10 protein-coding genes are annotated in these 10,745 nt (G+C 70.3%); 4 read left to right on the forward strand and 6 right to left on the reverse strand.

All coding sequences use genetic code 11. From position 1 onward, the window contains the following. Positions 1 to 136 precede the first annotated feature (136 nt). Both ABGB17_RS16965 and ABGB17_RS16970 read left to right on the forward strand, forming a co-directional pair. Positions 137 to 556, forward strand: a complete 420-nt coding sequence (locus ABGB17_RS16965) for a hypothetical protein (protein ID WP_347630461.1) — start codon at positions 137 to 139, stop codon at positions 554 to 556. A gap of 139 nt (positions 557 to 695) precedes the next feature. Then, positions 696 to 1,781 carry a Gfo/Idh/MocA family oxidoreductase gene (locus tag ABGB17_RS16970; protein WP_347630463.1) on the forward strand — a complete coding sequence of 362 codons (1,086 nt, stop codon included), beginning with the start codon at positions 696 to 698 and terminating at the stop codon, positions 1,779 to 1,781. Between the two features lie 60 nt (positions 1,782 to 1,841). On the opposite strand, the gene ABGB17_RS16975 is transcribed toward ABGB17_RS16970, so the two are convergent. Continuing rightward, positions 1,842 to 3,431: a flavin monoamine oxidase family protein gene (locus ABGB17_RS16975; RefSeq protein WP_347630465.1), complete on the reverse strand. Its 1,590-nt coding sequence runs from the start codon at positions 3,429 to 3,431 to the stop codon at positions 1,842 to 1,844. A 540-nt stretch (positions 3,432 to 3,971) separates the two neighbouring features. Here ABGB17_RS16975 and ABGB17_RS16980 point away from each other — a divergent pair. Beyond that, entirely contained in the window at positions 3,972 to 6,002 is a 2,031-nt protein-coding gene (locus ABGB17_RS16980; protein ID WP_347630467.1) for a PQQ-dependent sugar dehydrogenase, read from the forward strand. Positions 6,003 to 6,083: 81 nt separating this feature from the next. Here the strand turns inward: ABGB17_RS16980 and ABGB17_RS16985 are convergent, their stop codons facing one another. Both ABGB17_RS16985 and ABGB17_RS16990 read right to left on the reverse strand, forming a co-directional pair. Continuing rightward, positions 6,084 to 6,260: a hypothetical protein gene (locus ABGB17_RS16985; protein WP_347630469.1), complete on the reverse strand. Its 177-nt coding sequence runs from the start codon at positions 6,258 to 6,260 to the stop codon at positions 6,084 to 6,086. Positions 6,261 to 6,263: 3 nt separating this feature from the next. Continuing rightward, complete coding sequence (locus tag ABGB17_RS16990; protein WP_347630471.1) at positions 6,264 to 6,485, reverse strand: hypothetical protein; 222 nt, start codon at positions 6,483 to 6,485, stop codon at positions 6,264 to 6,266. Between the two features lie 337 nt (positions 6,486 to 6,822). On the opposite strand from ABGB17_RS16990, the gene ABGB17_RS16995 reads away from it, so the two are divergent. After that, a complete protein-coding gene (locus tag ABGB17_RS16995) occupies positions 6,823 to 7,788 on the forward strand; it encodes a hypothetical protein (RefSeq protein ID WP_347630473.1) in 966 nt (321 codons plus the stop codon). On the opposite strand, the gene ABGB17_RS17000 is transcribed toward ABGB17_RS16995, so the two are convergent. From ABGB17_RS17000 to ABGB17_RS17010, 3 genes are all read right to left on the reverse strand, one after another. Further along, positions 7,778 to 8,443, reverse strand: a complete 666-nt coding sequence (locus tag ABGB17_RS17000) for a lytic polysaccharide monooxygenase (RefSeq protein ID WP_347630475.1) — start codon at positions 8,441 to 8,443, stop codon at positions 7,778 to 7,780. The genes ABGB17_RS16995 and ABGB17_RS17000 overlap by 11 nt on opposite strands. A 196-nt stretch (positions 8,444 to 8,639) precedes the next feature. Beyond that, entirely contained in the window at positions 8,640 to 9,617 is a 978-nt protein-coding gene (locus tag ABGB17_RS17005) for a DUF418 domain-containing protein (protein WP_347630477.1), read from the reverse strand. Positions 9,618 to 10,378: 761 nt separating this feature from the next. Continuing rightward, on the reverse strand, positions 10,379 to 10,745 hold a 367-nt coding region (locus tag ABGB17_RS17010; protein ID WP_347630479.1), incomplete at its 5' end, for a hypothetical protein.

Consider the following 10,745-nt stretch of genomic DNA (forward strand, 5'->3'; position numbering starts at 1 on the left):
GCGGATCACCGCCTGGTGCCGTGGTAGGGAAACGCCTGGCGCGACCGTTGTGTCGCCGTCCTGTCAAGGAGGTTGCGAATTGTTGTCCGTTATCCGGCGGCAGCACGCGGCAAGGTCTCTCACCGTTGCTCTCCTGATGGCCGTCGCGGCTCTGCTGCCGCTCAGCCCCGCGCACGCGGCCTACGGCCCGCCCCAGCCCATCTCGATGGGCACCAGCGGCGGCGGCCAGATCCTGGCCCTGGCGGACGGCACACTGCAGTTCGACGACGGGAACACGAAGTTCCTCTACTACATCGAGCTGTGCCGTGTCTCCAGCTTCTCCGCGCCGTACATCAAGGTGTACGTGAACGGCGTGTACCAGTACTCCTTGTACTGGGAGGGCAACACGACGACGTCGAGATGCCCGGCCGGGTACCGTTCCACGATTCACTCCGCGGAGTCGAGCCACGGGGGCACGGTGGCGAACGTGACGTTCACGCTGGTGTCCTCCGACTTCATCAACAACGTCTACCGCGAGCGCACCCGGACCGTGACCTATGACAATCCCTACAACTGACCGGATCCGCGTGATCCTCCCGGCTTGACGCCGGCGAAATCATGGAGGCCTCGCCGCGCCGTCGGCGAGGCTTTCCTGCTTTCCACGAGGGCCACGTCCCGGAGGCCGCCCGCGGGAGCAGGCATGGGAGGGTGACGCCATGAGTGCTGCGCGGCCGGGGCGGTTCGGTGTGGTGGGAAGCGGGTGGCGTTCGGAGTTCTTCCTGCGGCTCGCCAGGCAGATTCCCGGGCGGTTGTCGGTGTCGGGGGTGGTGACCCGCACGGCCGAGCGTGGCGCCGAGGTGGAGTCGCGCTGGGGTGTCCCCACCTTCCGCACGGTGGCGGACCTGCTCGCGGCGGAGCGACCGGAGTACGTCGTCCCGTCCGTGCCGTGGGCGGTCACCCCGGAGGTCACCGAGGAACTGGTGCGCCACGGTGTGCCGGTGCTGGCGGAGACCCCGCCGGCGCCCGATCTGGACGGACTGCGCGGCTTGTGGGCTTCGGTAGGGGACAGCGGCCTGGTGCAGGTGGCCGAGCAGTACCCCCTGATGCCGGGGCACGCGGCGCGGCTCGCGGTGCTGCGTGCGGGAGTCATCGGGCAGGTGACCTCGGTGCAGGTCTCCTCGACGCACCTGTACCACGCGGTGTCCCTCATCCGGCACATGCTGGGCGCCGGCTTCGAGGACGCCGCCGTGCACGCCCGCTCGTTCACCGCCCCGCTGGCCGACCCGCTGTCCAAGGACGGCTGGTCCGGCGACGCCACGCCGAAGGACCGGGCCACCGTGATCGCCACCCTGCAGTTCGCGAGCGGCACCGGCCTGTACGACTTCACCGACAACCAGTGGTGGAACCCGCTGCGCGCCCGGCGAATCGTCGTGCGCGGCGCCCTCGGCGAGATCGTGGACGACCGCGTGGTGCGCCTCGTGGACCCGGGCACGCCCGTGGAGTCGCACCTCGTGCGGCGCCGGACCGGCATCGACCTCAACCTCGAAGGCTCCGACCTGGACCACATCAGCTTCGACGGGCGCGTGGTCTACCGCAACGAGTACCAGGGGGCGCGCTTCTCCGAGGACGACCTCGCGGTGGCCGACCTGCTGTGCCGCATGACGGCCTGGTGCCGCGGCGAGGGCCCCGAGCCGTACCCGCTGGCCGAGGGCTGCCAGGACCATCTGCTCGGCCTCGCCATCGGTGAGTCGCTGCGCACGGGCGCCACGGTGACGACCGGCCGGGAGGCCTGGGCGCCGTGACCTCTCGCCGGCCGCGGGTGACGCGTCCCGCCCGGCGGCCGGCGGGCATCCATGAGGGGGTCAGTCGGTGAGCACCCGCTGGTGCAGCTCGGTGACGGTCTTGCGTGCCGACTCGATGGCGCCGGACTGCCAGGCGATCATGTAGCTCAGCCAGTCGCCGGCGAAGTGCACCCGGCCCGCGGGCTTGTTGAGGAGCTGGTAGGCGCCGGTGCGGGACGGCCAGCCGACCCAGGCGCCCTCGATGTGCGGCTGGAGTTTCCAGGCGACCGACACCGACGTGGCGAGCTCGGCGCGGTACTTCTCGCCGTGGATCTTCACCCCCTGGGCGATGGCGCGCTTCTCCCGCTCGGGGTGCGGCAACGCCGCGTAGGAGTCGGCGTTCGCGCCGTTGTGGTAGTAGCCGACCACGAGGCCGCGGCGGGCACCGTAACCGTACGACGGGTACCACACCACGGACAGGTCGAGGTCGGTGTTGGTGATGCCGCCGTAGATGTTCTCGTCGGTCTCCCACCAGCGGCGCTTGTACTCCAGGCCGATCTTGCCGGACGACGTGACGGTCGGGGTGGCGAGCGCGGCCTGCACGTCCGGGCCGAGGTTGTGCGGGGTCTTCGCGAGGATGTGCGGGGGCATCGTGGCCACACAGAAATCCGCGGTGATCTTCTTGGTCCTGCCGGTCCTGTCCTGGTACTCGACCTCGACGCCGTGCGGCAGGTCGGTGATCTTGGTGGCCTTGGAGCGCAGCCAGATCTTGTGCTTGCCGACGGCCCGCGCGAACGCCTTGGGGATCGCGTCCATGCCGCCCACCGGCTGGAACATCAGCATCGCCTGGTCGTAGCCGAGCTCGAACGAGAACCGCTGCCCGACGCCGCTCGCGAGCACGTCCGACAACGACGGCACGGGCAGCAGCGGCGTGCCCGGCTGCTCCCCGGCGCCGGGGTCGATCGCGTGCCCGCGCCGCTCGCCGCCGGTGTACGTGAACCCGTTCGCCCGGTTGCCGATCGAGCCGAAGCCGCCGAGGAACGACAACAGCCGCTCCTTGTCCTGAGTCGTGAGTTTCGCGTCCAGCGCGCCGGCGTCCGTCGCCGTGGCGAGCAGCTCGGAGATGTATCCGTACACGTCCGCCTTGGCCGTCCGCCAGCGCACCGGCGCCGTCATGCCGGCCCGCTCGTTGAAGATGTACGCCTGCGCGTTGGAGTTGGTGAAGACCTCCAGCTCCACCCCGAGCTCCCGCGCGTAGTCCATCGTGACCATCCACTGCGCCAGCCGCGCGGGGCCCGCGTTGAAGTAGATGCCGTCGGAGAACCGCGCGACCTGCGTGGACCCGTCCAGCTCGGTGACCCGGTCGCCGCCCCGGATCGTCCAGTTGCGTCCGCCGACCCGGTCGAGCGCCTCCAGGATCGTGACGTCGTACCCGGCCTTCCCCAGCTCGTACGCCGTGGCGAGTCCCGCGATCCCCGCGCCCAGCACGACGACCTTCTTCGCTCCCCGGCCCGTCAGGTGGAAGTCCGACGGCTGCGGCGGCTCGAACGGCACTCGGGCCGCCGCCTCCGCGGTGGGGGCCAGCCCGAGCGCCCCCATGGTGGCGAACAACGCTCCCGCCCCACCCGTGGCTCCGACCGCTGTGAGGAATCCGCGCCTGCTGTAACTCACCTGCACCTCCAAGATCTTCTGAAGGTGAGTGTGAGCGCGATCTGTTGCCGGTGATCGACAGCCATGTTTCTGGTAGATTTCGGGATATTCCACCAAAAAAGGGATCTAAGTAGATAATTGCCGCATAACGTCGTTTGGCGGAAATGGGATGTATGTGGCCGACCGTAACAGGGGTCAAGAGGGGAGCGTGCTGCTGTCCCGTGGAGTAATCGCTCCCCTTCTTCGCGGACGTGCCGTTTGCCGGATCTACCGGGGCTCCGGCCGCGACGTTCCGCGCCCGCGGCGCCGGCCGTTCCGGCAGGTCTCTCAACAGCGGAAATGAAACTTACACCGTTGACTCGCCCAGTCAGGGGCGGTCACGTGAAGATCTTGACTCCGGGAGTGATAGCGCTAACACTGAGTCGCGTTCGATGCCTCCGGGAGTCGCTGGGACATCTTGGAGACCCTCCGCACCGACGTACTACGTCCCGTCCATGACGAAAAAGGAGCGGTCGGATGCCACGGATGCAGTTGTTCCAACGCGGTCCGAATGCGTTAGCGGTGGTTCGGCGCGGTCGCGTTCTGACGGTCGCGCTGGCGGTCTCGGCGGCGGTGGCGCTCGTCGCCCCGCCTCCCGCCGGTGCGGCGACCCGGTACGAAGCCGAGAGCGCCCGCATCTACCAAGGGAGCGTGGCGTCGAACTACCCGGGGTACTCCGGCACCGGTTTCGTCGATGGCAGCAACTTCCCCGGGTCCTACGTGGAGTGGACCGTCCAGGCGGCAGCCGCGGGGACCACCACCCTGGCGCTGCGTTACGCCAACGGCACCACGAGCAACCGGCCGAGCGACATCTTGGTCAACGGCACGGTGGTCTCGGCCGCCCGCGCGTTCGCCCCCACCGGCGCCTGGAGCACCTGGGCGACCAGCACGCTCAGCGTCTCGCTGCGCGCCGGCACCAACACCGTACGGGCCCGGGCGACCGCCTACGGCGGCAACCCCAACTTCGACTACCTCGACGTCGGGACGGCGTCGGCCGACACCCAGCCGCCGACCACTCCGGGCGCCCCGTCCTGTTCCTCGGTCGGCGACACCTCGCTCACGCTGAGCTGGGGCGCGTCCACCGACAACGTCGGCGTCGCGGGCTATGACATCTACCACGACGGAAACAAGCTCGGCGAGGCGGCGGGCACCGCGACCTCGCAGGTGCTCACCGGTCTCACCCCCGCCACCCAGTACCGCCTGTCGGTGTTCGCCCGCGACGCCGCCGGCAACGCCTCGGCCAGCAGTGCCCAGGCCATCTGCACCACGGCGGCCTCGTCCGACACCCAGCCGCCCACCGCGCCGGCGAACCTGACCGCGTCGGGGGTGTCCGCGAACAGCGTGAGCCTGAGCTGGACCCGCTCCACCGACAACCGCGGCGTGACGTCGTACGAGGTGCGCAGCGGCGGCACGGTGTACGCGACCGTCACCGGCACCCCGCCCGCCACCTCGACCACGGTCACCGGTCTGGCGTGCGCCAGCCCCTACTCCCTGACCGTGGTGGCCAGGGACGCGGCGGGCAACACCTCCTCGGCGAGCAACACCGTGACGTTCACCACCGCGGCCTGCGGCGGCGGCGTGCCGTCCGGCATCACGCAGATCTCCTCCGGCTGGACGGTTCCGTGGGGCGTCGCGTGGCTGCCCGACGGGCAGAGCGCGCTGGTCACCGAACGCGACAGCTTCACCATCCACCGGGTGACGCTGTCGGGCACCAAGACGCTGATCGGCACCATGCCGAACACGGTGGGCACCGGAGGTGAAGGCGGGCTGCTCGGGGTGGCCGTGGACCCCAACTGGACGAGCAACCACTACGTGTACTTCTACCACACCGGCACCGAGGGTAACCGGGTCGCCAGGATGACCTACGACGGGACCACGCTGAGCGGCTACACGGCGCTGGTCACGGGCATCCCGAAGAACCGTTACCACAACGGCGGCCGGCTCGCGTTCGGCCCCGACGGTTACCTGTACGCCACCACCGGCGACGCGCAGACCCCCAACGAGGCGCAGAACCGCGACTCGCTCGGCGGCAAGGTGCTGCGGATGACCACCACCGGCGCCCCGGCCCCCGGCAACCCCTTCGGCACGCTGGTCTACAGCTACGGCCACCGCAACCCGCAGGGCATCGCCTTCGATGCCCAGGGGCGGCTGTGGGAGGCGGAGTTCGGCAACAACCGGGTCGACGAGCTCAACCTGATCAAGCCGGGACTCAACTACGGCTGGCCCGTCTGCGAGGGCACCTGCTCCACGGCCGGCATGACGAACCCCGCGCGTGAATGGGCGGTGAGCACCGCCTCCCCGAGCGCCATCGCCGTCGTGGGCAACGCGATCTACATGGCGGCGCAGCGCGGCGAGCGGCTGTGGCGGATCCCGCTGGGCTCCGGCGAGACCACCGGCACACCGACCGCCTACTTCGTAGGCTCCTACGGACGCCTGCGCACCGTGGTCAAGGTTCCCGGAGCCGACCAGCTCTGGCTGACCACGACCAACTCCGACGTCGCCGGCGGCCAGCCCGCCGGTTCCGACCGCATCTTCCGCGTCACCATCTCGTAGCACCACGGCGACGCGGCCGGGACGCCCCGGCCGCGTCGCCGTTCCCGGCCCGTCGACTCCGCCCCACCGTCCTGCACGAGGTCAGTCCGAGTCTCCGTCCAGCAGGCGGGGCAACATGCCGAGCGCCGCGCCGCCGGCGGCGCCGCCGGTGAGCAGGGCGGCCGGCCAACCGGCTCCCGCGGCCAAGGCGAGCGCGCACGCGACCGCCGCGACGAGCGCGGAGGCGGTCAGGGTGAGGAGCACCGGCAAGGAGAACATGTCTCACCCCCGCCACGCCGGCAGGCCGCCGGTCGCGGTCTGCTCGTCCGCCCAGAACGCGATCAGTTGCTCCTCGCTGAGCTGGTGGGGTGGCCGATCGGGCGGGTGGTGCCCGCTGCGGATCGCCCAGTCAAGCACCAGCAGAGTCAGCAGGTCGTGGTCCAGGCGGACCTCGGCGGTCATGGCGCCGGAGCGGCGCGGGCGGCCGGTGGTGTGAGGAAACATCGATGAGGTCCTTCGTCGGGGAACCGGGTACGGCCAACGATGCTGAAGCCCGGTCGAGCGGCGCCACCTGTTCAAACATCTCCGGACGAGCCCGGAGCGCATGGCGGCCGGGCGGACCTCGACGGGGCCGGTCGTGCCGTTGCGTCCGGCCGAGGCCGAGGCTGCACCGTCTTATCCGTACTTATCCGGACTCATCCGGGTGGATACGTGGTCCTCTGTGACACATGAGGCAACGCATCCGGATGGGACGGGATCCTCAAATAGACCCTCAAATCGTCGTACGTTGCTGCCACCATGACTCGCAGTAGATCCCCGATCACCCATTCCGGCGGGAGTCATGACCGACCCACACTGCGCCGCGCCTGCGGATGTGGCCTTCGTTGCCGAGCTCAACGAGCTGAGGGAACAAGCGGGCTCTCCCCCCTACTCCGAGCTGCGGAGACTGTCCTCCCGCACCGGTGAGGGCAGAGGGCACAGGGAACTGGCCGAGAGCACCACCCACGACATCCTCACCGGGAAGCGCGAACGGCTGCCGCCCTGGCCCTGGGTGGCCTCGTACGTCGCCGCCTGCCGCCTCGCGGCCAGGGAGACGGGGCTGGACGTGGACGCCCTCGGCGACATCAAGGACTGGCACGCCAAGTGGCTGGCCGCACGCGCCGCACCTGTCGTCGCGCCGGCCATGTCCGCCTCCGCCGCGTCCGCCGTCCTGCCCCGGCAGACTCAGGACCGCCGTCCGCGCGACGACATCGACGAGCACGAGCCGTCGTGGTCACCGCGCGACTTCGTCAGGCATTACGGCAGGACCGGGGCGCGTCTGCTCCGGTGGGCCGAGGCGGGCGACGAGGAAGCGTGCTTCCGCATCGGCGTCGTCATGCTGCTGGACGGCCGGCAGGAAGAGGCCCGCAGGTGGCTGGGCCGTGCCCACGCCGCAGGGAACGACGCCGCACCGCTGCTCCGGCGTCACCATGACGCCGAGGCGGCCGCCGCCGAACTCGCCTACCTGTACGGGCAGGAGTACGAAGAGGCCGAGGGCAAGCTCAGCATCGCGATGTTCTACTACAGGCTCGCCGGCCACCACGGCCACGCCGACGCCGCCTACCGGCTCGGTGCCATTCACGCCGGCCGCGGCGAACCATGGCTCGCCGCCATGTGGTTCAACCGCGCCACCCGTGCCGGCCACCCCTGGGGGGCCCATCACTTCAACGACATCTCCCACCACCTGGTGACGTCCCGGGAACCGCACCGGGCTCCGCCGGACGCGGCGGCGTTCGGCGGAGGGGGCGGGGCGGCTGTCAGAAGGTGACGTCGCTGCAGAAGTAGTAGGACTGGTCCAGGTGGGAGGCCTGCCAGATCGTGTAGACGATGTGACGGCCGGTGCGGCTGCCCGCGTTGACGTTGTTGACGTAGTAGTTGCCGGCGGGGGCGTACCGGCCGGTCGACTGGACCAGTTCCAGGCTGCTCCAGCTGAGGGGGGTGCCGGCGTTGTAGCCCTGGCGGGTGATGTAGACCCTGATGTAGTCGGCGCCGTGCCTGGCCTGGTCGAGCAGGTTGATGGTGAAGGTGCGGGAGAGGCTGGTCGCCTTCCAGTCGCCCACGGCGTCCATGGCGCGGTAGCGGCCGTCCTGGGTGCGGCCGGCGCTGCAGAGCTGGCCGTTCGGGATGGCGGCCTGGTGGTTGCCGGCGACGCCCTCGCGGTAGAGGCCGTTCCAGTTCCACATGGCGTTGGTGTCGGTCTGCCACGCCTGCCAGCACATGGGGTCCTGCTGCTGCATGCTCGGGTTCTGGAAGTCATTGCCCCAGCGCAGCCAGCAGCCGTAGTTGCGGGAGACGGGGGTGACGGTCGAGCCGTGGCCCGACGCGGTGCCGGTGAGTCCGACGGTGGCGAACAGGGCCGCGCAGACGAGCAGGACGAGGGTGCGCAGTGTCCGGCGCGGTGACGCGTGGAGATGATGGGACATCGTGCGGTCTCCATGTTCCGGTTGGGGGATCCGGGGTGATGGGAGCGCTCCCGCACCAGTGAAAGTATCTGACTCCTCCCGGGGGCACAAATGACACCGCCTGGTCAACCGGCCGCCGACCAGGCGGGTGCCTCCGAATTAGTTGGGCGACCAGCCAAAAGAATGGCTGTGGATCGCCGCTGATGAGCTGAAAATTTCACCTTTGCCTTATGGCCGGTGTGATCGTACGGCGCAGGGGTGGGCGGCTGGCCCAGGTGGCCCAGCGCCACAGCCATTCGAGTGGCCCCTGGGTGAAGCGGCGCAGCCAGAGGGTGGAGAACAGCCACTGGGCGGCGAGGATGCCCGCGGCGATCAGCAGGACCCGCGTGGTGGGCCAGGTGTGCGGCGCCCCGCCGACAACCGGCGTGATCGCCAGCACGAGCATCGTGGCGGTGAGGTAGTTGGTGAGGGCCATACGCCCGAGTGGCTCGAACAGTGCCCGCAGGACCACCCGCAGCGGCGTGTGCAGCACCACCAGCAGGGTGCAGACGTACACACCGGCGACCAGCAGCCCCGCGGCCGGCATCACGTACCGGAACGCCGGATCATCCGTCGTCATCGTCGCCTGCCACCACGTCAACGGCACCGCCGCCGCGGCCAGCAGAAGCCCGACCACGGCAGGAGGCCGCGCCGACCACTCGATCCGCCCGATCACCCCGTACCGCGTGAGCGCCGACCCGAGAAGGAACAACCCCGGCACCAAGGCGATCTGCCCGCCCCCCAGCGCCACCGCCGCCACCAGAAGGACCCCCGCGAGCCACCCCACCGCCCACCGAGGCGCCCACGTCGACGGCAACAACACCACCAGCCCCACGACGGCGTAAACGGCCAGGATGTCCCCCTGCCACAACAACAGGTGATGCGCGACCCCGACCGCGAGCAGCACCAGCAGCCGCCGCGACAAGAGCACCCGCGGACTGCCCCCCCGAGCCGCCACCGACTCCGCCAGCAAAGAGAACCCGACCCCGAACAAGAACGAAAAAATCGGAAAGAACCGCAACGTCGTGAACAACCCCAGCCCCGCCCACCCGTCGCCCCCCGCAGGCCCTCCCGGCGCCACGACCAGAGCCCCCGAATTGGCGATCGGCTGCACGTTGACCACCAGGATCCCGCACAACGCGACCCCCCGGATCACATCAAGCGCCCCGATCCGCCCCCGCCGCGCCCCGTCCCCCCCACGAGGACGGGAACCCGCGGAGTCGGCCCCGCGCTCGTGAGGATGAGAGCCCGCGGAGTCGGCCCCGCGCTCGTGAGGATGAGAGCCCGCGGAGTCGGCCCCGCGCTCGTGAGGATGGGAACCTGCGGAGTCGGCCCCGCGCTCGTGAGGATGGGAACCCGCGGAGTCGGCCCCGCGCTCGTGAGGATGAGAGCCCGCGAAGTCAGTCCCGCGACTCCCGCCCGCACGTCCACCGGCAGCCGCATCGATGTCGCCGTCCGCCCGGACATGGAACACCGCGTCGCGCCCCCCGTCCCCACGGACCCTTGATGCCGTACCGCCCGCCTCCCCGCCACCGCGAATACCCCCCGCCGCGGACGAGCCAGGGGATACAGGGGCATGACGGCTGGTCGGATGTGGTGTGTCGTCTGATCGCATGGTGCCCCATCCTGCGGACGCAGGGGCGGGGCGGCATCGGCTGAAATGCTGGATCCGGACGGAGGTGACCGTACTTTCGGCCGGTTCGAGGCAAGTAGGCGCTCTCGTAGCCTGAGCGATATGAACGTGCGCGGACGGGCAGCCGGATGGCGAAGAATCGCGGCGGACGGTTGGCTGGGCGCCACGTTCGCCGTCCTGCTCGCCGCATGGGCAGCACAACTCGCACGAGCCCGCGGCGAAGACCAGTGGTGGTTCGACTGTGCCGCAGGCGCCCTAGTGTGCGCGATCGCCCTGACCCGCGGCTACACGCTGCCCCGTGACCGGCAGCGGACACTGACACGCGGCTGGTCACCGACGGACGGGCGGACGTCGACGGACGGGCCGACTCCGATGGAGAGGCGGACGCTGACGGAGGGGCGGACGTCGACGGACGGGTCGACTCCGACGGAGGGGCGGACGCTGACGGAGGGGCGGACGTCGACGGACGGGTGGTCACCGACGGACGGGCCGACGTCGACGGACGGGTCGACTCCGATGGAGAGGCGGGCGCCGATGGAGGGGCGGACGTCGATGGAGGGGCGGACGTCGACGGACGGGGGGACGCCGAAGGACGGGCAGATGCCGATGGACGGATGGGCGTTGACGGGGGGGCGGGGGCCTGTGGGGGGG

The organism is Sphaerisporangium sp. B11E5, assembly GCF_039871875.1.
GTDB lineage: Bacteria > Actinomycetota > Actinomycetes > Streptosporangiales > Streptosporangiaceae > Sphaerisporangium.